Raw genomic sequence first — 23185 nt, 5'->3', positions numbered from 1 at the left:
TCCATGCCGTAAACTGCAAGTGTCACGGCGGTGCAGAATTCTTTGAGTGAGCGTGTAAAGCGCCATTCTCAGCCGCCGATTTTTTCGGCTGACTTCATGGCATGGATCCTAGGGTCTTCGCGACGCCGCTTCGCGGCTGCTCCGCCTACGATGACGAAATTCATAGGGCCTTGCCAATCGCAGATGGTGTAGCCGTTGGAAGCCCAGCCATTGCGTTCATCCAATCTCAGCCCCAGCCAAGGGGCACATAGTCGATCTCCATGAAGGTCGCGACTTCGGGGATCCAGCGGTCGCGCACGAAGGCGACATGGTCGGGATGGTCGTTGTACCTGGTATAGGCGGCCTGGTCGGCGAATTCCATGGAGAAGCCGAACTGGTAGTCGTTCTTGGGGCTGACCTGACGCAGCTGTTCGAAATGGGTGACGCCCCTGATCGCCGAAAGGATTTTCTTGGCGTCGACCAGGAACCTTTTTTCCTCCAGCGAGTGCGGCGGATGCTTCAGCGTGAACACGACGGTATGGCGGATCATTTCCCTCTCCTGATTTCCATTATTCGCTGTCGACCCAGGCGCGGATCAGGTGGTGCGCGATGGCTCCCTTCGGCGGCGTGATCAGATTGCCCGGATGCTCCCTGGCCAACATCAGGCGCACCTCGTCGCGCAGGAACCAGCGGCAGTCTTCCAGCTCGTTGAGGTCGGCTTGGATGTCTTCATTGAGCGGCTCGCCGAAACAGCCGATCATCAGCGAATAGGGGAATGGCCAGGGCTGGCTTGCGTGGTAGACGACGCGGCCGAGCCGGATGCCCGCCTCCTCCAGTGTCTCGCGGCGCACCGCCGCCTCGATCGTCTCGCCCGGCTCGATGAAGCCGGCAAGGGCGGAGTACATGCCCGGTGCGAAATGCCGGCCGCGCCCAAGCAGGCATTTCTCGCGCGTCGCCGTCAGCATGATCGCCACCGGATCGGTGCGCGGAAAATGCTCGGTGCCGCAATTCGGGCAATGGCGCTTGTAGCCGCCGGCCCGCATCTGCGACTCGGTCCCGCATTTGCTGCAGAAACGATGGCTGGCGTGCCAGGCGAGCAGCGCGGCGCCCTGCGCCATCGCGCCGGCGGCCGCTTCGTCGATCAGGCCTTGCATATAGACCGAGCGGTAATCGATGGCCTTGACCGTTTCGGGAAGCTGTTCCGGCTCGAGGCCGGCGGTCACCGCCAGCACTGGGCCCTGGTCGGAGAATCCAAGCAGCACGCCGCTGCCGGGCAAGGTCTGGAAGGGCAGGCTTTCGGCGACGCCGAACCAGGGATCGAAGCCGCCGTCACGAACCTTCAGGTAGAGGCGGCCGCCTTGCATCAGAAGCAGCCTGGTTCCAGGATCGGCGAGCGCCTTGTCGACCGAATCGTCGGCGCGGTTCTCGGATTGTCGGTCGATACTGTTGCCGGCGAAGCCGACGAATTGGCTCGGCTCGCGCAAGGGCGCGTCAAACAGGCTAAAGCTCATGCGGACTCTGGGCGTTCGGGATGGACACGTTCGGGATGGACACGGGAAGGCTTATAGCGCCGCCCTTATCGTTTCGGCAAACCGGCGCAGCTCGGAGCGCTGATAGGGCTCGCGCAGGCCGTGCCCCCACACCGGGCCTGGCCAGCCGGGATCGCCTTCCGAACGGGCGATGACATGGATGTGCAGCTGGCGCACGATGTTGCCGAGCGCGCCGGTGTTGATCTTGGTGCAGCCGGTCACCTTCTTCAGCGCCTGCGCCACCATATTGGTCTCGAAGGTTAGCATTGTCTGGTCGAGCGGCGTCATGTCGTGGATTTCCTCGACGCCCGGCCGCTGCGGCACCAGAAGCAGCCATGGCCAGCGGCGGTCGTTCATCACGCGCAATTCACACAGCCCAAGCCACATCAACTGCTCGCTATCCGCCTCCAGCCGGGCATCCAGCGTGAATCCGGCCTTCAGGCCCGGCAACATCGGCGTTTCCCTTGCTTTTGGTGTTTTCCTCAGAGTTCATGAACGCTAGAGCGGCTGCATCGAGGCTGCAAGCGAATCTCGTGGCTGGTGCAGCCGATTTGCCTGCGCCCTTGCATTTCGTCGCGCAATTGCCGATATGGACGGCGGGAGGTTGGTGGTGGACGATCCACTCGCCAACCGGGTCAGGTCCGGAAGGAAGCAGCCCTAACGAGCCCGGAACGGGTCATTGTTCCAGCCTCCCACCTCATCGGCCCTTCTCGCGACGTTGACGACGCATTGCAGCGCGGGCGAAACTATGCGCAGGAATCGGCCGCCTTTTGGCGCGGCCATTTGGAGTTTTGCGGGCGAATGAGCGAAGCCGGAAATTCGGGACCAAAAAGCCTGGAGATAGGCAAGGCCGGCGCCTATCGCGTGCTGGCGCGCAAGTACCGTCCGGCGAATTTCTCCGAGCTGGTCGGCCAGGAGCCGATGGTGCGCACGCTCACCAACGCTTTCGCCACCGGCCGCATCGCCCAGGCCTGGATGTTGACCGGCGTGCGCGGCGTCGGCAAGACCACGACCGCGCGCATTCTCGCGCGGGCCCTGAATTATAAAACGGCAACAATCGACCAGCCTTCCGTCGACCTTGCCGTGCTGGGCGAGCACTGCCAGGCGATCATGGAAGGCCGCCATGTCGACGTCATCGAGATGGATGCCGCCTCGCACACCGGCATCGACGACATCAGGGATATCATCGAACGGGTGCGCTACGCGCCGGTCTCGGCCCGCTACAAGGTCTACATCATCGACGAAGTGCACATGCTGTCGACGCAGGCCTTCAACGGCCTGTTGAAGACGCTTGAGGAGCCGCCGCCGCACGTCAAGTTCATCTTCGCCACCACCGAAATCCGCAAGGTGCCGATCACCGTGCTGTCGCGCTGCCAGCGCTTTGACCTGAGGCGCATCGATGCGGCTGTGGTGAAGGCTGATCTCGCCCGGATAGCGGGCCTGGAGGGCATCGAGGCGGACGACGACGCGCTGGCAATGATCGCGCGTGCCGCCGAAGGGTCGATGCGCGATGCTCAATCGATTTTCGACCAGGCCATCGCGCATGGCGGCGGTGCGGTCAGCGCCGAAGCCGTGCGGGCGATGCTGGGCCTTGCCGATCGCGCCCGCGTCGTCGATTTGTTCGAACATGTCATGAAGGGCGATGTGGCCGCGGCACTGGCTGAATTGCGCGCGCAATACGACACCGGCGCCGATCCGGCCGCCGTGCTGACCGATCTTGCCGAATTCAATCACCTCGTCACCCGGCTGCGCTTCGTGCCGGCCGCCGCCGACGACGCAGCGCTGTCGCAGGACGAGCGCGAGCGCGGCGCCGATTTCGCTCGGACGCTCTCGATCAAGGTGCTGTCGCGGACGTGGCAGATGCTGCTCAAGGGCATCCCGGAGGTGCAGTCCTCGAACCGGCCGGTAAGTGCAGCCGAGATGGTGCTGATCCGGCTGGCGCATGCGGCCGACCTGCCGACGCTGGACGAGGCATTGAGGTCGCTGAAGAACGGCCTGCCGGCGCCGGGCGCCGCGCCGCGTTCGAACGGCGCGCCGGCGAGCCCCGGTAATGGCGGCACGTCCGGCGGCAACGGCGCCAGCGCAGTGGCGCAGGCGCGCATGCCCGGCGGGTCGGGCGGCGCGCAGACCATGCGGCTGGTGGAGGCCGCGCCCGCTCCGGCCGCCTTCGTTGCGCCTGTACAGCCGGCGCCGGAGGCGCAGCCAATACCGCTGAAATCGCTGGCCGATATTGTCGCCCTTGCCGACGCGCAGCGTGACATCGCCTTCAAGGTGCTGGTCAAGCGCTGCATCCGCCTCGTGCGCATCGAGCCCGGCCGCATCGACGTCAGCCTGACCGACGATGCGCCCAAAATGCTGCTCAACGATTTGACGACCAAGCTGCGCGCCTGGACCGGTCGCAACTGGCTGGTGTCGCTGTCGAAGGAAGAGGGCGGCCAGACGCTGGCCGAAATGGAATCGACCAGGCGCGAGAACGCTTTGCTCGATGCCAAGAGCGATCCGACGGTCGCCGCCATCCTGGCTCGTTTTCCTGGTGCCAGGATCATCGACGTGCGCATTCCCGATGCGCCGGAAGCCGACGCGGTCGAAGCCGAAGTGCCGGTCGAGCCGCCGGCGGATGACGACGAACCCTGACGAAACCACGACTCTGCAAAGGATCGGACCATGAAAGATCTTCTCGGCCTCATGGGCAAGGCGAAGGAAATGCAGGCCAAATTCCAGGCCATGCAGGACGAGATCGCCACAGTCGAAGCCGTCGGCCAGGCCGGCGGCGGCCTGGTCATCGTCACGTTGACCGGCAAGTTCGAGATGAAGTCGCTGAAGATCGACCCGTCTCTGTTCAAGGAGGATGAGGTCGAGATCCTCGAAGACCTGCTTCTGGCCGCCCACAATGACGCCAAGGCCAAGGTCGAGCAGATCATGCAGGAAAAGACCAAGGCGCTGACCGCCGGCCTGCCGATTCCGCCGGGAATGAAACTGCCGTTCTAAATGCATGTCGCCGTGCGATGGTTTTGGGGATAACGACATGCATAAAGCCAAAGACTAGTTGGCCATGGCCGAAGAGCCGTCCGAAAGGCTGATCGAGCAGCGTATCCGCAACAGGATCTACGAGATCCTGGAAATCCTGGCCGATTCTGATGCCGGCGTCGATCTCGTCGGCATCAAGGGCTATTTCAACCTGTTCGAGGATTTCGTGCATCGCCCCTCGATCGAAGCGGGCACCTCGGCGCTCTCGAAGGAAGAACGCGCCATCGTGCTGGAGATCGCGGATTTCCTCGAGGCTGCCGGGGAGGCCAACCCCGATTTCACCAGGTCCGAGTTCATCGACAGCGACTGGCCGGGAAAGATCGCACCGGTCGCCCGGAATGCGCGAGCATTGTTCCTGAAGCGCGGGCTGTTCTCGGAGAAATTCGAAGAAATTGAGCCAGGACGGCCGGCTGCGATTTCAGCCGGGCGATAATGCATGTCACCCAAAAGCGGTCTCGGCATGGACAAGGGCTTGCATAAAACAAAGGCTTGAAGCCCGGATCTTGCCACGTAACTGTGCCAGTTTGGCAACAGCATCTCGCTAATAACGTTTTAGCCATCATTTTGCCCGAAAGTGTCTCATTCTTGCCGCAGCCTGGGGGCGGGCATCGAAGTGAGAGGGTTACCTGTTGATTGCCACGCGATGGAAGACGCCGCTGTTGCTCGGCGTCGTCACGTCTCCCCTGTTCCTGGCCGCTTGCAGCCAGACCGCGTCACACGGCATGTCCAGCCTGACCGACGCCATCACGCCGAGTTTCCTGAGCTCCCGCGGCTACCACACGCCGAAGGACAGGGAATGCCTGGAAAGGGCGATGTTCTTCGAATCCAACCGGTCGAGCCGCGATGGCATGATCGCCGTCGGCACTGTCGTGATGAACCGGCTGCGCTCCGGCAAGCATGGCGACACCATCTGCGCGGTGGTGGGCGAGCGCGGCCAGTTCGCGCCCGGCGTCATGACCAGGCCGATGAATTCGCGTGCCATGCCCGATGTCGAGGAAGCCGCCGACGCCGTGCTCAAGGGCGAGCGCAAGGCCAAGCTCAAGAACACGATGTATTTCCACACCGCGGGCCTGCGCTTCCCATACAAGAACATGCATTACACCATGGTCGCCGGCGGCAATGCGTTCTACGAGAAGCGCGGCCGCAACTGGCAGCCGCTGCCGGACGAACCGACGGTCGCGGTCGCCTCGGCCGAGCAGCCGGCAGCCTTGCCCGGAGTTGCCGCGACTCGTGTCGCTTCCGCCGAGCCGGCCAAGACATCCGATCGTACCGCTGCGGCCTACGTGACTGCCGCCGCGGAGCCGGTGCGCTCCGTCAAGCCGGCCCAGCAGGCCTACGTGACGGCATCGGCTGCGCCGGCCGCAAAGTCTGCGCGCCTCCAGGAGAAGCCGACGATAGTGGCGATGCAGGAGCCGATGGAGGAACCCGATGCCGCTCGTTTTGGCGGGACCTTGAACACGAAGGTCATTTCCTCGGTGCAGGGTGCGCCGCAGGAAGCGGCGATGGGGTTCCAGTCGACGCCTGAAAACACCGATGCCATCGGCGCTATGATCGTCAGCCAGAGCCGTCCGCTCGAAACCAACTGAGGCGGGCCGCACTTACGGCCTGCATGCGCTGGTTGGAGATGCGTTCCGGACGCAAAACCGCTTCGCACTTTTGGTGGAATTGCTCTAGATCAGGCAATGTCCAAGCGAATCGCGGGTCCCGAGATCGAACGCCTGATCCAGCTCCTGGCCAAAGTGCCGGGGCTCGGTCCCCGTTCGGCCAGGCGCGCCGCGCTGCATCTGATCAAGAAGAAGGAACAGCTGCTGTCGCCGCTCGCCGCCGCCATGGGCGAGGCAGCCGACAAGGTGCGCATCTGCTCAACCTGCGGCAATGTCGACACGTCTGACCCCTGCATGATCTGCAGCGATCCGCGCCGTGACGCCGGCACGCTGATCGTCGTCGAGGACGTCTCTGATCTGTGGGCGCTGGAACGGGCGGCGGCGATGAACGTGCGCTACCACGTGCTGGGCGGCACGCTGTCGCCGCTCGACGGCATCGGCCCCGATCAGCTCAACATCCGCTCATTGGTCGACCGCGTCGCCGGCGGCGAGGTCAAGGAGATCATCCTGGCCGTCAATGCCACGGTGGAGGGCCAGACCACAGCCCATTACCTGACCGATCAATTGTCCGGTTTCGAGGTGAAGATAACGCGGCTGGCGCATGGCGTGCCGGTCGGTGGCGAACTCGACTATCTCGACGAAGGCACCCTGGCGGCAGCGCTGCGCTCCAGGACGGCGTTTTGACAGATTGCGGGGAAGGATGCTTGTCACGATGATCCCGCATCCTCAAAAGTTGGCGTTCCGTGGCGCGGGGGGCGCGACAGAACGCGACTTTCGCAAATTTGGTTTTGCATTCCTCTTGGCTGCGCTCGCTGCACTGTTCCTCTCCACCCCCGCCTCGGCCGCCAAGATCGACGACCAGTTCCGCGCCTGGCTTCGGAGCGATCTGTGGCCTGACGCCAAGGCCAAGCGCATTTCCAAGCAGACCTTCGATGCCGCCTTCGACGGCGTCACACCCAATCTCAAACTGCCCGATCTTGTCATGCCCGGCGAGAAGCCGAAGACACCGCAGAAGCAGCATCAGGCCGAGTTCGGCTCGCCCGGCGCCTATTTCGCCGAGAAGACCATCCGCGCCGTCACATCGGGCGGGCGGACGCGCGAGGCGGCCAACGCCAGGACGCTCGCCGCGATCGAGAAACGCTATGGCGTGCCGGGGGAGGTCCTTTTGGCGATCTGGGGCCGCGAAACAGGCTTCGGCGCGGCGAAGATGCCTTATGACGCCTTCGAGGTGCTGGGTACCAAGGCGTTCATGTCGACGAGGAAGGACTTCTTCCGCACCGAGCTGTTGGCGGCGCTCGAGATCGTCCAGCGCGGATTGGCCCCGGTGAATGCGATGAAATCGTCCTGGGCAGGCGCGCTCGGCCAGCCGCAGTTCATGCCGACATCGTTTCTCAAGCATGCCGTCGATTTCGATGGCGACGGGCGTGTCGACATCTGGAGCTCGACGCCTGACGTGCTCGCCTCGATCGCCAATTATCTCGTCCATTATGGCTGGGTGAGGGGACGTGGCTGGGGCTTCGAAGTGACCGTGCCCGAGAGCGTCTCCTGTTCGCTCGAAGGCCCCGACCAGGGCAAGACAATCTCGCAATGGGCCGCAATGGGCATCAGGCGTGTCGGCGGCAAGGCATTCCCGGCGAGCGAGCTGAAGGCGGAGGGCTTCCTGCTGATGCCGGCCGGCCGCAGCGGCCCGGCCTTCATCGCTACACCCAATTTCTACGTGCTGAAGCAATACAACACCAGCGACCTCTATGCCCTCTTCATCGGCCATGGCGCCGACCGCATCGCCCATGGCGATGCCAATTTTTCCGGCAGCTGGGGTGCGGTCGGTGACCTCCACCGCTCCGACATCGCCGCCCTGCAGCGGGCGCTGGAGGCCAAGGGCTACGATGTCGGCAGCGCAGACGGACTGCCCGGCTTCAAGACCCGCCGCTCGATCGGCGCCTGGCAGGAAAAGAACGGCAAGCGCGCCACCTGCTTCCCCGATGCCGGGTTGGTTGCCGCGCTGAAGTAACTCCCAAATCTGGGTTTTTCTCGACTGCCGGCCTCTGTTGGCCCTTCGCCTGCTCCGGCTCGCCCGCCTGCCACTATGATCCAGTGAGCCGGCGCATAAATGCTCGTTGCCCGCCGCGAGGCCGCCGGATATGCTGTTGACCAACTGGACAAAAACCACGACGGTAAGTGGTCAAAGGGGGCCCTTGTCGGCCTGGAAAAACACCGCAACCCTGAGCCGGGAACTCAGGTCAACAAAACAGGGAACAGTCACCATGATGATGGAAAAGCTTGCTCTACGATCCCGCATTCTGCTTGCGGGTGCCGCCATGTCGGCGCTGCTTCTGGCGGGAGCGCCGGCTGGCGCGGTCACACCAGCCGACACGCTGGTCGAAGGCTTCGCCATCGACGACATCATCTCCATGGATCCGGGCGAGGCGTTCGAGCTGTCGACCGCCGAGGTCACCGGCAACACCTATGACCTGCTGGTCCGGCTCGACCTCAGCGACACCTCCAAGGTCAAGGGCGATCTCGCCGAAAGCTGGACTGTCTCGGACGATGGCCTGACCTATACGTTCAAGCTCAAGCCCGGCCTGAAATTCGCCTCGGGCAACCCGATCACCGCGGCCGACGTCGCCTATTCGTTCGAACGCGCCGTCAAGCTGGACAAGAGCCCGGCCTTCATCATCGGCCAGTTCGGCATCAGCGGCGACAATGTCACCGAAAAGGCCAAGGCGGTCGACGACAGCACCTTCCAGTTCACCGTCGACAAGGCCTATGCGCCGAGCTTCGTGTTGAACTGCCTGTCGGCCACCGTCGCCTCGGTCGTCGACGCCAAGCTGGTCAAGGAACATGTCGCGGCGGTCACGCCGAGCGCCGACTACAAATGGGACAATGATTTCGGCAATGCCTGGCTCAAGACCGGCTATGCCGGCTCGGGCGTCTACAAGCTGCGTGAGTGGCGCGCCAACGAGGCCGTCGTGCTCGAACGCAACGACAATTACTACGGCGAAAAGGCCAAGCTTGCCCGCGTCATCTACCGCAACATGAAGGAAAGCTCGGCACAGCGCCTGGCGCTCGAGGCCGGCGACATCGACGTCGCCCGCAATCTCGAGCCGAACGACCTCGACGCCATTGCCAAGAACGCCGACCTCACCACCACCAGTGCGCCGAAGGGCACTGTCTACTACATCAGCCTCAACCAGAAGAACCAGAACCTCGCCAAGCCCGAAGTCCGCCAGGCCTTCAAATATCTGGTCGACTATGACGCGCTGAGCTCGACCATCCTCAAGGGCATCGGTGAAATCCACCAGACTTTCCTGCCCAAGGGCGTGCTCGGCGAACTGGACAAGAACCCGTTCAAGCTCGACGTCGCCAAGGCCAAGGAACTGCTGGCCAAGGCAGGCCTGCCCGACGGCTTCAGCGTGACCATGGATGTGCGCACCGGCCAGCCGACAACCGGCATGGCGGAATCGATTCAGCAGACGCTCGGCCAGGCCGGCATCAAGCTGGAGATCATTCCCGGCGACGGCAAGCAGACGCTGACCAAGTACCGCGCCCGCAACCACGACATCTATATCGGTCAGTGGGGCCAGGACTATTTCGATCCGAACTCCAATGCCCAGACCTTTGCCTCGAACCCGGACAATTCGGATGAGGGCAAGTCCAAGACGCTGGCCTGGCGCAACGCCTGGGACATTCCGGACCTGACCAAGCAGACCGAAGCGGCTTTGCTGGAGAAGGATTCGGGCAAGCGCGCCGACATGTACAAGGATCTGCAGCAGAAGATCCTCGACACCAGTCCCTTCGTCATCATCCACCAGCAGCTGGAAGTCGCCGGGTTGCGCAAGAACCTCAAGGGCTTCGCGCTCGGCCCGAGCTTCGACACCAATTTCGTTGGGCCGGTTTCCAAGGAATAGCGCCGGCGGATGAGCGTAGCTGAAAATCAGGCGGCGGCAGGGCGCGGCAGCGCCCGTGCCGTCGCCATTTTCTCATCGATCGGCCGCTTCCTGGTGATCGCGATCACGACCTATCTCGGTCTGCTCGCGGTGACCTTTTTCATCGGCCGCGTCATTCCCATCGACCCGGTACTGGCCGTGCTCGGCGACCGGGCGCCGGCCAATGTCGTGGAACGCACGCGCCGCGAGATGGGTCTCGACCTGCCGCTGGTCGAGCAGTTCTATATTTATGTCAAAAATGCCCTCAATGGTGATTTCGGCACCTCGGTGCTGACCACCAATCCAGTCATGACCGACATCCGCCGCGCCCTTCCGGCGACGACGGAACTGGCGACGTTGGGGACGCTGATCGGCGCGCTGTTCGGCGTGCCGCTGGGTGTGCTGGCCGCCGTCAGGCGCGGCAGCATCATCGACCAGGTCGTCCGCGTCATCGGCCTGATCGGCTATTCCGTGCCGATCTTCTGGCTTGGCCTGCTCGGGCTCGTCCTGTTCTACGCCAAGCTGCAATGGGTTGCTTTCCCGGCACGGCTCGACGTCGTCTATGAATACACCTTCACGCCGATCACTGGTTTCTATCTTCTCGATTCGGCGATGCAGGGGCAGTGGGATGTCTTTTGGGATGCCTTCCGCCACATCATCCTGCCGGCCTCGCTGCTCGGCTATTTCTCGCTCGCCTATATCAGCCGCATGACGCGCTCCTTCATGCTCAACGAACTCACCCAGGAATACATCGTCGCCGCGCGCGCCAAGGGCCTGTCGGAAACCCGCATCATCTGGGCTCATGCATTGCGCAATGCCGCCGTGCCGATGGTGACCGTGATCGCGCTCTCCTATGCCGGGCTGCTGGAAGGCTCGGTGTTGACCGAGACGGTCTTCTCCTGGCCTGGCATCGGCCTCTACATCACCAATTCGCTGCAGAATGCCGACATGAACGCGGTGCTCGGCGGCACCATCGTCATCGGCTCGGTCTTTATCGGCATCAACCTTTTGTCCGACCTGCTCTACCGCGTGCTCGACCCGAGGACGAAATCCGCATGAGCGCCGAGGCCATCCAGAGCCGCCGTGACTGGCTGCTCAGCGAGCGGCCGGCCTCACGCATGCAGGCAAGGCTCGGCCGCGCCTATGTCGCGTGGCGGCGTTTCTCCGCCAATCGGCTGGCCTTTCTCGGCCTGCTCATCATCATCGCGCTGCTGGTCATTGCCGCCCTTGCCGGGGTGCTGGCGCCTTATTCGCCGACTTTCGGCGATCTGAAGAATGCGCGCCTGCTGGCGCCAAGCGCTGAGCACTGGTTCGGCACCGACGATCTCGGCCGCGATATACTCTCGCGCATTCTCTACGGTTCGCGCTGGACGCTGTATGTCGTCATCCTGGTCGCCATCATCGCCGCCCCCATCGGCCTCGTGGTCGGCACCGTCGCCGGCTATGCCGGCGGCTGGACCGATGCCATACTGATGCGCATCACCGACATCTTCCTCGCTTTCCCCAAGCTGATCCTGGCGCTCGCGTTCGTCGCGGCCCTCGGCCCCGGCATCGAGAACGCGGTGCTCGCCATCGCCATCACCTCCTGGCCGCCCTATGCCCGCATCGCGCGTGCCGAAACGCTGACCGTGCGCAATTCCGATTACATCAAGGCGGTGGAACTGATGGGCGCCTCGCCCTTCCGCATCGTGCTGCGCCATATCATGCCGCTCTGCATTTCCTCGCTGATCATCCGGGTGACGCTCGACATGGCCGGCATCATCCTCACCGCCGCCGGCCTCGGCTTCCTCGGGCTCGGCGCGCAGCCGCCGCTGCCCGAATGGGGCACGATGATCGCTTCGGGCCGCCGTTTCGTGCTCGACCAATGGTGGGTGGCCGGCGCGCCGGGCTTCGCCATCCTGATCGTCAGCCTCGGCTTCAACCTGCTTGGCGACGGCCTGCGCGACGCGCTCGACCCCCGGAGCGGCGACCAATGAACGCTAACAGCAAGACGCTGCTCGAAGTCGACGATCTGCGCGTCACCTTCCCGACGCGCACCGGGCTGATCGAGGCCGTGCGCGGCGTCTCTTTCTCGCTCGGCCGCGAAAGGCTGGGCATTGTCGGCGAGAGCGGCTCGGGCAAGTCGCAGACCGGCCGCGCCATCATGGGGCTGACGCCGCCACAAGCGCGGATATCGGCTAATAAATTGGCGTTCGACGGCATCGACCTGCTCGGCGTCTCGGCGCGCGAGCGCCGCGCGCTGCGGGGCAATCGCATCGCCATGATCCTACAGGATCCGAAATATTCGCTCGACCCGGTGATGAGCATCGGCCGCCAGATCGTCGAGACGCTGCGCACGCATGAGAAGGTCTCCAAGGCCGAGGCGCGGGAGCGCGCGCTGGCCATGCTGGAAGCGGTGCAGATCCGCGACCCCCGGCGTGTCTTCGACCTGCATCCGCACGAGGTCTCGGGCGGCATGGGCCAGCGCGTCATGATCGCCATGATGCTGATCGCCGGGCCGGAAATGATGATCGCCGACGAACCGACCTCGGCGCTCGACGTCACCGTGCAACTCGACGTGCTCGGCATTCTCGACCGGCTGGTCAGCGAGCGCGGCATGGGGCTGATCTTCATCTCGCACGATCTGCGCCTGGTCTCGTCCTTTTGCGACCGCGTCATCGTCATGTATGCCGGCAAGGTGGTGGAGCAACTCAAGGCCTCCGAACTCGGTCGCGCCCAGCATCCCTACACGCGCGGCCTGCTCAACTGCATGCCCAAGATCGGCGCCGATCGTCACCCGTTGCCGGTGCTCGACCGGAAGCCGGAGTGGGCGGCATGACCTCAGCAATCGCCGTCGACGGGCTGGAGGTCATCTTCGACCGCTTTCGCGCGCTGAAGGGCGTCCGCCTGGACGTGCAGCCGGGCGAATCCTTCGGCCTGGTCGGCGAATCCGGCTCCGGCAAATCGACGCTTCTGAGGGCGATCGCCGGCCTTGCGCCGGTCGCTTCGGGCAGCATCACGGTCAACGGCAAGAAGCTCGGCGCGCGCCGCGACAAGGCCTTTTACCGCGAAGTGCAGATGGTCTTCCAGGATCCGTACGGCTCGCTGCACCCGCGCCAGACCATCGACCGCCTGCTGCAGGAGCCGCTGGCCATCCATGGTTTTGGCGACGGCGAAAAGCGCATCCAGCGGGCGCTGGACGAGGTCGGCCTCGGCAGCGGCTTCCGCTTCCGCTACTCGCATCAATTGTCGGGCGGCCAGCGCCAGCGCGTGGCGATCGCGCGCGCGCTCATCCTCGAACCGTCGATCCTGCTGCTCGACGAGCCGACCTCGGCGCTCGATGCCTCCGTGCAGGCCGAGGTGCTCAACCTGCTCGAGGAGGTCCGCCGGCGGCGCAAGCTCACCTTCCTGATGGTCAGCCACGACCTCGCCATCATCACCCATATGTGCGAGCGGCTGATGGTGATGCAAAGCGGCGAGGCGGTGGAGAATTTGGCAGCGAACGACCTGGTCGAACGCCGTGTTTCGAAGGACTATACGCGCAATCTGCTCAGGGCATCCGAGGGGTTCGTGAGAGTGTAGCTCTCCTCACGAACGCCATGTCCTTCGACCTGCCTCACATCTCCGCAGCAACAGTACGGTCTTCCACCGCGCCATTCCGTTCCTGCTTCGGCTCCTTGATTCTGAACCACGTCAAGTAAAGCGCTGGCAGGAACAACAGCGTGATCGCGGTGCCCGCGATGATGCCGCCCATCATGGCAGCCAGTCCGGCCGTGCCGGTTTCTCATGATAGGAATTTTTTCTTGACGGGGTGAAGGCAACTATGGTAGATATTCAGTCATGGTGCTGAGTTGCGCCAAGGGACCCGCCGCACAGGCGGGTTTTTCCGTCCAATGCTCCTCAACAGCGCGCCGCGAAGGCTCCGAACCCGTTAACGCGGTCCGTTGCCCTGGTACAGGTGTCGCCGGCTGGTCAGGCGCGATACGTCAGGCCCAATCGACTGCCGGCGGTGCCGACTTGAGGAAAACATGAAATAAGCCCAGAAGACATCTGATCAAGCAGAACGGGCGCCGGCCCTATGAGGGACATCATGAAGAACTCAGCCATTTCCGAACGCAAGAGCCAGTCGATCTCGCGCGGTGTCGGCATGACCACGCAGATCTATGCCGACCGGGCCGAGAACTCGGAGATCTGGGATGTCGAGGGCCGACGCTATATCGACTTCTCCTCCGGCATCGCCGTCGTCAACACCGGCCATCGCCACCCCAAGGTCATCGAGGCGGTCAAGGCGCAGCTCGACCGCTTCACCCACACCTGCCACCAGGTGGTGCCCTATGAGAGCTATGTAAGGCTGGCCGAACGGTTGAACGGCATGCTTCCGGGCAAGTTCGAGAAGAAGACGATCTTCGTCACCACCGGCGCCGAGGCGGTCGAGAACGTCATCAAGATCGCCCGCAATGCCACCGGTCGCCAGGCCGTCATCGCCTTTGCCGGCGGCTTTCACGGCCGCACCTTCATGGGCATGGCGCTGACCGGCAAGGTCGTGCCCTACAAGGTCGGCTTCGGCGCCATGCCGGCCGACGTCTTCCATGCCCCGTTCCCGGTGCCGCTGCATGGCGTTTCGGTGGCCGATTCACTTGCCGCGCTCGACCGCCTGTTCAAGGCCGATGTCGATCCGGCCAGGGTCGCCGCCATCATCGTCGAGCCGGTGCAGGGCGAGGGCGGCTTCTACGAGGCGCCGCGCGACTTCATGGCGGCGCTGCGCAAGATCTGCGATCAGCACGGCATCCTGCTCGTCGCCGACGAGGTGCAGACCGGCTTCGCCCGCACCGGCAAGATGTTCGCCATGGAGCATCATGACGTGGCCGCCGACATCACCACCATGGCCAAGGGCCTGGCCGGCGGCTTTCCGCTGGCGGCGGTCACCGGCCGCGCCGAGATCATGGATGCGCCTGGCCCCGGCGGTCTGGGCGGAACCTATGGCGGCAGCCCGATCGGCGTTGCCGCCGCGCACGCGGTGCTTGACGTGATCGAGGAAGAGAAGCTGTGCGACCGCGCCAACTCGCTCGGCGCCAGGCTGAAGCAGCGTCTGGGCTCGATCCGCGACGACGTCCCGGAAATCGTCGACATCCGTGGCCCCGGTTTCATGAACGCGGTCGAGTTCAACGACGTCAGGAAGGGCTTGCCATCGGCGGAGATGGCCAATGCTGTCAGGCTGAAGGCGCTCGACAAGGGGCTGATCCTGCTCACCTGCGGCGTCCACGGCAACGTCATCCGCTTCCTGGCGCCGCTCACCATCCAGGACGGCATCATGAACGAGGCGCTCGACATTCTGGAAAGCTCGATCCGCGAGGTTCGCGCTGCCTGAAAGGGCGGGCCTTCTCCCCGTCACCATACGGGGAGAAGGTGCCGGCAGGCGGATGAGGGGCAGCGCAGACGTCGAAATTGATGTTTGACCTCGGGTGCCTTCTATCCCGCAGCCCTTGCGGGCTCATCCTGTTGAAACGCGGCCAGCGCCGCTTTCAATCCGTCCGGCCCCGCTGCCACCGTCTGTGGCGCCGGCGAGAAGCCGGCGCCGAGCATCTTGCGGCCGAGCATGTGGTCGCCGGGGCGGTTGACCGATTCGATGCCGAGCAGCCTGTCTGCGGCATAGTGGTAGATCGAGAACTTGTTGTCGGCGAGATCGCCCAGCACGACATGGCTGTCGGCGCCGGATGTCAGGCCGACCATCTGCAGCTTCATGTCGCCGATGTCGGACCAGAACCAGGGCACGGCCGAATAGGCGTCGGCATGGCCCGTTATGGTGCGCGCGGCAAGCCGCGCCTGGTCGGTGGCGTTCTGTACCGATTCCAGCCGCACGTCGCCGCCGGTGAACCAATGCCGATAGGAGGCGGCGTCGCCGATGGCGAGGATTTCCAGCACCGAGCTGCGCATCTGGTGGTCGACGCGAATGCCGTTGGCGATGGTGAGGCCGGCTTCCCCGGCCAGTTCGACATTGGGCACGGCGCCGATGCCGACGACGACCATGCGCGCCGGCAGCCTTTCGCCTGACGAGGTGATCGCGGCCGTGACATGGCCGTTTTCGCCTTCGAGCCTTGCGATCGTGGTGCCGGTGAGAATGTGCACGCCGGTCGCTTCCAGCCGTTGGCGGACATGGCTCGCCACGACCGGCGCCACGGCGCGGCCAAGCAGCCGGTCGACCGCTTCCACGACCGTTACGGTGCGGCCGGCCGCGCGCAGCGTCGCCGCGATCTCCAGCCCGATGAAGCCGCCGCCGAGGATGACGACGTCTTCGCTCCGTGCGCTCAAGTCCCGGATCAGCCGCGCATCGGCCAGCGAGCGCAACGACACCACACCGGACAGATCCGCGCCCGGCAGCGGCAGGAGGCGCGGGCGCGAGCCGGTGGCGAGGATCAGACGATCGAAGGCAAGTTCGCCGCCGCCTGATATCTCCAAACGGCGACTGCCGGCATCGATGCGGTCGATCCGAACGCCCGGCCGGTAGTCGATGGCGTTGCCGGTGTAGAAGGCCTCGCCACGCAAGGGTTGCGGCTTGGCCTCGGCATCCTTGATGAAGGTCTTCGACAGCGGCGGCTTGTGATAGGGCAGTTCGTTCTCGTCGCCGACGAGGATCACCGGCCCGTCGTAACCCTCCTCGCGCAGGCTTGCCGCCGCCTGTACGCCCGCATGCCCCGCACCGACAATGACCACGCCGTTCTTCATCGCATTCCGATCCCAAGCTGGATTTTAGGATGTCTCGCCACGTGGCAATTGTCTGGCGCCGCCGCAAGAGGCCAGTTGCGGGTCGCACCCGGAACGGCGGCTGTCAATCGGACAGTTCGGCGACGAAGTCGGCACACGGTGCAGGCGGGTAAAGTTGACTATCGCAGTTTAGAATAATTCTAAACTATTGTTTCAATTGAGTTTTCCTGTCGATTTTCGTTGACTTCCATCGGTCCTGAAGCTTTATGGAGCCTCGCGCATCGGCGCATCCCTTTGATGTCTGGGCCTTGAACCCTTTCGATTGGAGGCATTTTGGTGTCTTTCTTCTTCGACCCGCGCGACAGCGCGGCATACCCCGCGAATGACGGCCTGCACATGGCCTGGCGCCGGCTGTCGCGCGCGCCGTTCACAAAATTCCCGAAAAACTGGAGAGCGATAATGACGGCACGACATGGCAGCAGGCTTGCGGCGATCGGCGCCACGGCCCTGCTGACGGCAGCGGTGTTCGTGCTGCCCGCCAAGGCCGAGAGCGATCCCAAGGCGGTCATCAAGACCTATGCCGACATCGCGCTTGCCAAATACGAGGATTCGCTGACGTCAGCCCAGGCGCTCGACAAGGCGGTCGACACCTTGTTGGCCAAGCCTTCGGCCGAGACGCTCAATGCCGCCCGCGAGGCCTGGAAGGCATCGCGCGTTCCTTACCAGCAGACCGAGGTCTACCGCTTCGGCAACAAGATCGTCGACGACTGGGAAGGCAAGGTGAATTCCTGGCCGCTGGACGAAGGCCTGATCGATTATGTCGCCAAGAGCTACGGCACCGAATCCGACGCGAATTCGCTCTATACGGCCAATGTGATCGCCAACAAGGAGATCGAGATCAACGGCAAGAAGGTCGACGCCTCGAAGCTTTCGCCGGAATTCCTCGCAGGTACGCTGCAGGAGGCCGGCGGCGTGGAGGCCAATGTCGCCACCGGCTACCATGCCATCGAGTTCCTGCTCTGGGGCCAGGACCTGCACGGCACCGGACCGGGCGCCGGCGAGCGCCCCTACACCGACTATGATCTCAAGAACTGCACCGGCGGCAATTGCGACCGCCGCGCGGAATATCTGAAGTCCGCCAGCACGCTTTTGGTGTCCGACCTCCAGGAGATGGTCGGCGACTGGAAGGAGGGCGGCGCTGCGCGCAAGAACCTGGTCGACGGCGAGCCGAACGCCGCCATTTCGGCCATTTTCACCGGCATGGGCTCGCTCTCCTACGGCGAACTCGCCGGCGAGCGCATGAAGCTCGGCCTGCTGCTGCACGATCCGGAAGAGGAGCATGACTGCTTCTCCGACAACACCTACAATTCCCATCTCTATGACGCCATCGGCATCCGCGCCGCCTATCACGCTAGCTACACCAGGCTGGACGGCACCGTTATTTCAGGGCCGTCGGTGGCGGATATGGTCAAGGCGGCTGATCCGGCCATCGACAAGGAACTGTCTGACAAGCTCGATGTCACCGTCGCCAAGATGGAGGCGATCAAGGCCCGCGCCGAAGGCGGCGAGGCTTACGACCAGCAGATCGCCGAAGGCAACCCCGAGGGCAACGCCACGGTGCAGGCGGCGATCGACGCATTGATCGACCAGACCAAATCGGTCGAACGCGCCGTCGGCGCGCTGAAGCTCAACGCCATCGCCTTTGAGGGTTCAGACAGCCTCGACGCGCCGGACAAGGTGTTCCAGTAAGCATCAAGTCTGGAAACCGGGCCGGGGTCACACGGCTTCGGCGCGGGGAAGATAGAGTCAAGCCACACGGCGCGGGAGGCGCCGTCAGCCATCCGAGCAAGTTTATGCTGATCTGCCATTGCAACATCATCACCGAGAAGGAGATTGAGCAGACGATCGTCCGGCTGCTGGACCAGGATCCCTGGCAGCTCGTCGTGCCGGCAAAAGTCTATCACGCCATGCACAAGCGCGGGCGCTGTTGCGGCTGCTTCCCAAATGTGGTCGAAACGATCATTCGGGTCACCGAGAACTACCACGCCCGCTCGGAGGCGAGCGGCGTTGACATCGTTTCACATCTGGATCGCGTCAGAGGCCTGCGCGTCCAATACGGGAGCAGAACCCATGAAAGGCGAACCACAGATCATCGAGCGGCTTAACGAGGCTCTGTTCCTGGAGCTTGGTGCCGTCAATCAGTATTGGGTGCATTTCCGTCTGCTGGAGGACTGGGGATACGCCAAGCTCGCCAAGAAGGAACGCGCCGAATCGATCGAGGAGATGCACCATGCCGACAAGCTGGTGGCTCGTATCATCTTCCTGGAAGGCCATCCCAATCTGCAGTCCGTGGCGCCGCTGCGTATTGGACAGAACGTGAAGGAAGTGCTCGAATCCGACCTTGCCGGCGAGTATGACGCTCGCACCGCCTACAAGCGCTCGCGTGAGGTCTGCAACGAAGCCGGCGACTATGTCAGCATGAAACTGTTCGAGGAACTCTTGGCCGACGAGGAGGGGCACATCGACTTCCTCGAGACGCAGCTCGATCTGCTTGCCTCGATCGGCGAGGAAAAATACGGCCAGCTCAATGCCGCATCGGCGGACGAGGCGGAGTAAGGGCATGCGGGAATGCGGCGCACCCTAGCATTGCTGCGCCGCTGGCGGCGGGCCAAAGGCCTATCGTCAAACAGGAAACCGGGAAGCATCGTGCTTTCCGGTTCGGCCGCCATCATTCTTTTGGCCTTCGCCACGGGCGGGTCCGGCTCGCAGCAGCCCGCCAATTTCGCCGCCACGCGCACCGATCTCAGCCCGAAGGATCAGGCGCGCGTCACAGCCGTTACCAGGCCGACCACGGACTTTTCGAAACCCGAGCAGTTCGAATTGATGCAAGGCGGCGCCGGCACATCCAGGAAGGACGTCAACCGCGATTCCTTCTCGCAATCGTCGGCCAACATCACCTTCGAGGAAGAAGGCACCTTCAAGCTGGGCAACGCCCTGTTCCGCAAGAACTGGGTGTCGTCGCCGTCCTCGACGCAGGCCTCCGACGGGCTTGGACCGCTGTTCAACGAACGCGCCTGCCAGAACTGTCATCTGAAGGACGGCCGCGGGCGCCCACCGCAGGGCGCGGCTGGCACCACGTCGATGTTCCTGCGGCTAGCGCGCAAGGCGAGCACCGAGGAAGAGAAGGCTCGGCTTGCCGACCACAGGCTGCTCAACATCCCCGATCCGGTCTACGGTTCGCAGCTGCAGGACCTGGCCGTCCCCGGCCTGCGCGGCGAGGGCCGGATGCGCGTCGATTACAGTGAGGAAAAGGTCGGGCTCGGCGACGGCACCGTGGTTTCGCTGCGCAAGCCCGCTTACGCGGTCGATGATCTGGCCTACGGCCCGCTCGATCCGCGCACCACGCTGTCGCCGCGCCTGACGCCGCCGATGATCGGGCTCGGCCTCATCGAGCAGATCGCGCCCGCTGATATACTCGCCCATGCCGATCCGAACGACCGGGACGGCGACGGCATTTCCGGCAGGCCGAACATCGTGCGCGACGGCATGAGCGGTGAGCTCACTCTTGGCCGTTTCGGCTGGAAGGCGCAGACCGCGTCGATCCGCCAGCAGGCCGCGGATGCCTTTGCCGGCGACATCGGCATCTCGACGCCGGAGGAGCCCAAACACTGGGGCGACTGCACCGCCGCGGAGAAGGATTGCCTTACCATGCCGGACGGCGTGCAGGAGCGGCTCGGCCCGGCCGAGGCGCCGGCGCCGGTCATGGACCTCGTCACCTTTTATTCGCAGAACCTGGCCGTGCCGGCGCGCCGCGACCTCGGCGCCCCTGATGTGCTCGCCGGCAAGAAATTGTTCTACGAGATCGGCTGCGTTTCATGCCACGCGCCAAAATTCGTCACCCGCCGCGACGCGCCCAACAAGGCGCAGGCCTTCCAGCTTGTCTGGCCCTATTCCGACTTCCTGCTGCACGACATGGGCCCCGGCCTTGCCGACGGCCAGGCGGTGGGCGAGGCGACGGGCAACGAATGGCGCACGCCGCCGCTATGGGGCATAGGCCTCACCGAAACGGTCAACGGCAACAATTTTTATCTGCACGATGGCCGCGCCCGCAGCCTGGTCGAGGCGATTCTTTGGCATGGCGGCGAGGGCCAGAAGTCGCGCGACCGCTTCGCCGCCGCCGATGCGGCCGACCGCGAGGCATTGCTCAAATTCCTGGAGTCCCTCTGATGCTGAAGCGTTCCGCGCTGGTAATCCTTCTTCCTCTGGCCCTGCTGGGCGCCACCCCCGCATGGGCGGCGGTGAAGGCCGCTGACGTCATCCAGCAGGCAATCGACGGTTTTGTCCGGCCGGCCTATGCCAGTCTGCACGACCGCGCGGCGGGCTTGAACAAGGCGATGCACGCGCTTTGCGAAAAACCCTCAAAGGGCGATCTCGATGCGGCACGCGCCGAATTCTCGCGCACGGTGGATGCCTGGTCGTCGGCCGAGATCATCGGGTTCGGCCCGATCAAGGAAAACAACCGGCTGGAGCGAATGCTGTTTTGGCCGGATCGCAAAAGCATTGGCCTGAAACAGGTGCAGGCCGCGTTGGCCGCCCAAGACCCGAGCGCCGACGATCCGGCACAGCTTTCCGGCAAGAGCGTCGCCATGCAGGGGCTCGGCGCGTTGGAGTTCGTGCTCTACGGTGACGGCGCCGATGCGCTTGCCGGCAAGAACGATCCCTATCGCTGCGCCTATGGCGCCGCGGTTGCCGGCAACATCGAAACCATGGCCGGCGATGTCGCCGACGCCTGGAACAAGCGCGACGGCTTTGCGGCGCTCTGGGCCAATCCGGGGCCGCGGAATCCGCTCTATCGCGACGGCACGGAAGCGGTGACGGAACTGGTCGGCATCTTCATCAACGAGCTGGAAATGGTTCGCGACGTGCGCCTGAAAGGCTTCCTGGGCGGCAAGCCGGAGGCGGACAAGCCGAAGCAGGCGATCTACTGGCGTTCGCAAAACACCACCAATTCGCTGGCCGGAAACCTTGCCGGCATCGACGGGCTGTTCGAGGCCTCGAAGCTCGGCGATGCGCTGCCGGCCGATGCGCGCTGGATAGCGGAATCGATCCATATCCAGCTGGTCAACGGCGTCGCCACCGCGAAGACGGTCCAGGGGCCGATCGATCTGGCGCTCGGCGATCCGGCGCTACGCGCGAAGCTCGAGCATTTCGCGGTGATCACCTCCAGCCTGTCGACCCTGTTCGGCATCAGGCTGACCGCCGAATTCGGCCTGACCGCCGGGTTTTCCTCGCTGGATGGGGACTGAGCGTGAAAACCTCCCTCATCGACCGTCGCGATTTCCTGAGAGCCGCTGGAGCAGGCTTCGTGGCGGCGATCGCGCCGCCGGCCTGGGCGAAGACGCTTGCCGCCGATGCCGTCTTCGCTACCGCCTTCGTCAAGCGCGACGGCAGCTATGGCGCCGCAATCCTGTCCGAGGCCGGCAAGCTCCTGCACGCGATCGACTTGCCCGACCGCGGCCACGACGTCACCTTCGATCCCATATCGAAGCGCTCGGTGGTCTTCGCCCGCCAGCCCGGCACCTTTGCCGTGGTCTTCGATCACGCCGGGCGCGATGAACCGCTGACCATCGCCAGCATCACCGGCCGGCATTTCTTCGGCCATGGCGTATTCTCCCCGGACGGCGCCTTGCTTTACGCCACCGAGAACGATTTCGACAACGCTGCCGGCGTCGTCGGCGTCTACGATGCGCGGGCGAAATTCAAGCGCCTTGGTGAATTCCCGACCCATGGCATGGGACCGCACGAGCTTCTGCTCCTGGGCGACGGCAGGACGATCGCCGTCGCCAATGGCGGCATCGAGACTCATCCCGATTATGGCCGCGCCGAGCTCAACATCGCCACCATGAAGCCATCCTATGTGCTCATCGACCGTGTCACCGGCGACCTGGTCGAGAAGCACGAATTGCCGGCGGCGCTGCACCAGCTGTCGATCCGCCACATGGACACCGACCAGACCGGCACAGTCTGGTTCGGCTGCCAGTACAGGGGACCCGGCACCGACCGTCCGCTGCTGGTCGGCCGCGCGGCGCGCGGCAAGGATTTGCAGCTTCTCGACATGCCGCGGGATGTTCTGTCCGGCTTCCGCAACTATATCGGTTCCGTCGCGGCCAATCCGGCTGCCGGCACCGTCGCCGTCTCTTCGCCGGAAGGCAATTCGCTTGTGGTGATCGAGGCGGCGAGCGGCAAGGTGGTCGCGACCAGTGCGTTGGTCGAGGTCTGCGGCGTGGCGCCGGACAAGGGGGGCTTCATGGCGACGACGGGCGCAGGCGAGATCATAGAAGGCAATGGCGCGACGCGGTCGGAACCGGACTATGTCTGGGACAACCACATGCTGCGCATCGAGCGGGGCGCCTAGACACCTTTCCCGCTGCGCCGAAGC

Annotated in this window: 23 protein-coding genes and 1 other RNA gene; 19 read left to right on the top strand and 5 right to left on the bottom strand. The window is 64.2% G+C overall.

Annotated features, from left to right (window positions below; translation table 11 throughout):
• Positions 1-226: 226 nt before the first annotated feature.
• From LB533_RS21100 to LB533_RS21090, 3 genes are read right to left on the bottom strand one after another with little or no spacing between them, the layout of a single operon-like run.
• Positions 227-529: a Dabb family protein gene (locus LB533_RS21100; RefSeq protein WP_140639991.1), complete on the bottom strand. Its 303-nt coding sequence runs from the start codon at positions 527-529 to the stop codon at positions 227-229.
• 19 nt (positions 530-548) lie between these two features.
• Positions 549-1490, bottom strand: coding sequence for an NAD(+) diphosphatase (gene nudC / locus LB533_RS21095; protein ID WP_140639990.1), 942 nt, complete (start codon positions 1488-1490; stop codon positions 549-551).
• 51 nt (positions 1491-1541) lie between these two features.
• A complete protein-coding gene (locus LB533_RS21090; protein WP_140496869.1) occupies positions 1542-1961 on the bottom strand; it encodes an HIT family protein in 420 nt (139 codons plus the stop codon).
• A gap of 146 nt (positions 1962-2107) precedes the next feature.
• Between LB533_RS21090 and ffs the strand changes: the two genes are divergently transcribed.
• The 12 genes from ffs to LB533_RS21030 all read left to right on the top strand — a co-directional run bounded on the left by ffs (position 2108) and on the right by LB533_RS21030 (position 13626).
• An RNA gene (ffs, locus tag LB533_RS21085) (signal recognition particle sRNA small type) lies at positions 2108-2204 on the top strand.
• A gap of 105 nt (positions 2205-2309) precedes the next feature.
• Entirely contained in the window at positions 2310-4142 is a 1833-nt protein-coding gene (locus LB533_RS21080; protein WP_140639989.1) for a DNA polymerase III subunit gamma/tau, read from the top strand.
• A gap of 30 nt (positions 4143-4172) precedes the next feature.
• Positions 4173-4496 carry a YbaB/EbfC family nucleoid-associated protein gene (locus tag LB533_RS21075; protein ID WP_140496865.1) on the top strand — a complete coding sequence of 108 codons (324 nt, stop codon included), beginning with the start codon at positions 4173-4175 and terminating at the stop codon, positions 4494-4496.
• Positions 4497-4560: 64 nt separating this feature from the next.
• Positions 4561-4968, top strand: coding sequence for a hypothetical protein (locus LB533_RS21070; RefSeq protein WP_140496863.1), 408 nt, complete (start codon positions 4561-4563; stop codon positions 4966-4968).
• Positions 4969-5164: 196 nt separating this feature from the next.
• Complete coding sequence (locus tag LB533_RS21065) at positions 5165-6121, top strand: cell wall hydrolase (RefSeq protein WP_140639988.1); 957 nt, start codon at positions 5165-5167, stop codon at positions 6119-6121.
• 96 nt (positions 6122-6217) lie between these two features.
• Positions 6218-6823, top strand: a complete 606-nt coding sequence (gene recR / locus LB533_RS21060) for a recombination mediator RecR (protein WP_140639987.1) — start codon at positions 6218-6220, stop codon at positions 6821-6823.
• Positions 6824-6839: 16 nt separating this feature from the next.
• Positions 6840-8150 (top strand): lytic murein transglycosylase, encoded by a 1311-nt coding sequence (locus LB533_RS21055; protein ID WP_411908881.1) that lies wholly within the window; start codon positions 6840-6842, stop codon positions 8148-8150.
• 253 nt (positions 8151-8403) lie between these two features.
• Complete coding sequence (locus LB533_RS21050; protein ID WP_140639986.1) at positions 8404-10047, top strand: ABC transporter substrate-binding protein; 1644 nt, start codon at positions 8404-8406, stop codon at positions 10045-10047.
• Between the two features lie 9 nt (positions 10048-10056).
• On the top strand, positions 10057-11124 hold the full coding sequence (locus LB533_RS21045) for an ABC transporter permease (protein ID WP_140639985.1): 1068 nt from the start codon (positions 10057-10059) through the stop codon (positions 11122-11124).
• Positions 11121-12041 (top strand): nickel transporter permease, encoded by a 921-nt coding sequence (gene nikC, locus LB533_RS21040; RefSeq protein ID WP_140550114.1) that lies wholly within the window; start codon positions 11121-11123, stop codon positions 12039-12041. Before LB533_RS21045 ends, nikC begins: the two co-directional genes overlap by 4 nt.
• Positions 12038-12883 carry an ABC transporter ATP-binding protein gene (locus LB533_RS21035; protein ID WP_140639984.1) on the top strand — a complete coding sequence of 282 codons (846 nt, stop codon included), beginning with the start codon at positions 12038-12040 and terminating at the stop codon, positions 12881-12883. The genes nikC and LB533_RS21035 overlap by 4 nt, the downstream gene beginning before the upstream one ends.
• Positions 12880-13626, top strand: a complete 747-nt coding sequence (locus LB533_RS21030; protein WP_140639983.1) for an ABC transporter ATP-binding protein — start codon at positions 12880-12882, stop codon at positions 13624-13626. The genes LB533_RS21035 and LB533_RS21030 overlap by 4 nt, the downstream gene beginning before the upstream one ends.
• Before the next feature lie 34 nt (positions 13627-13660).
• Here the strand turns inward: LB533_RS21030 and LB533_RS21025 are convergent, their stop codons facing one another.
• Positions 13661-13801, bottom strand: coding sequence for a hypothetical protein (locus tag LB533_RS21025; RefSeq protein WP_181169381.1), 141 nt, complete (start codon positions 13799-13801; stop codon positions 13661-13663).
• A gap of 333 nt (positions 13802-14134) precedes the next feature.
• On the opposite strand from LB533_RS21025, the gene LB533_RS21020 reads away from it, so the two are divergent.
• Entirely contained in the window at positions 14135-15412 is a 1278-nt protein-coding gene (locus LB533_RS21020; RefSeq protein ID WP_140639982.1) for a 4-aminobutyrate--2-oxoglutarate transaminase, read from the top strand.
• A 101-nt stretch (positions 15413-15513) separates the two neighbouring features.
• Here LB533_RS21020 and LB533_RS21015 read toward each other — a convergent pair whose 3' ends face one another.
• Positions 15514-16767 (bottom strand): NAD(P)/FAD-dependent oxidoreductase, encoded by a 1254-nt coding sequence (locus LB533_RS21015; RefSeq protein ID WP_140639981.1) that lies wholly within the window; start codon positions 16765-16767, stop codon positions 15514-15516.
• A 438-nt stretch (positions 16768-17205) separates the two neighbouring features.
• Here LB533_RS21015 and LB533_RS21010 point away from each other — a divergent pair, with 438 nt between their 5' ends.
• The 6 genes from LB533_RS21010 to LB533_RS20985 all read left to right on the top strand — a co-directional run bounded on the left by LB533_RS21010 (position 17206) and on the right by LB533_RS20985 (position 23161).
• Complete coding sequence (locus LB533_RS21010) at positions 17206-18495, top strand: imelysin family protein (protein WP_140639980.1); 1290 nt, start codon at positions 17206-17208, stop codon at positions 18493-18495.
• Positions 18496-18599: 104 nt separating this feature from the next.
• Positions 18600-18911 (top strand): (2Fe-2S)-binding protein, encoded by a 312-nt coding sequence (locus tag LB533_RS21005; protein ID WP_140639979.1) that lies wholly within the window; start codon positions 18600-18602, stop codon positions 18909-18911.
• On the top strand, positions 18877-19362 hold the full coding sequence (gene bfr / locus LB533_RS21000) for a bacterioferritin (RefSeq protein ID WP_140496826.1): 486 nt from the start codon (positions 18877-18879) through the stop codon (positions 19360-19362). The genes LB533_RS21005 and bfr overlap by 35 nt, the downstream gene beginning before the upstream one ends.
• Before the next feature lie 114 nt (positions 19363-19476).
• Positions 19477-20973 carry a di-heme oxidoredictase family protein gene (locus LB533_RS20995; protein WP_411908883.1) on the top strand — a complete coding sequence of 499 codons (1497 nt, stop codon included), beginning with the start codon at positions 19477-19479 and terminating at the stop codon, positions 20971-20973.
• Positions 20973-22052, top strand: a complete 1080-nt coding sequence (locus LB533_RS20990; protein WP_140639977.1) for an imelysin family protein — start codon at positions 20973-20975, stop codon at positions 22050-22052. Before LB533_RS20995 ends, LB533_RS20990 begins: the two co-directional genes overlap by 1 nt.
• Before the next feature lie 2 nt (positions 22053-22054).
• Positions 22055-23161 carry a DUF1513 domain-containing protein gene (locus LB533_RS20985; protein WP_140639976.1) on the top strand — a complete coding sequence of 369 codons (1107 nt, stop codon included), beginning with the start codon at positions 22055-22057 and terminating at the stop codon, positions 23159-23161.
• Positions 23162-23185 lie beyond the last annotated feature (24 nt).

Source organism: Mesorhizobium sp. BR1-1-13 (assembly GCF_020165515.1).
GTDB lineage: Bacteria > Pseudomonadota > Alphaproteobacteria > Rhizobiales > Rhizobiaceae > Mesorhizobium.
The sequence above is the reverse complement of the archived record's forward strand: the minus strand, read 5'-3'. Positions and strand labels throughout refer to the sequence as shown.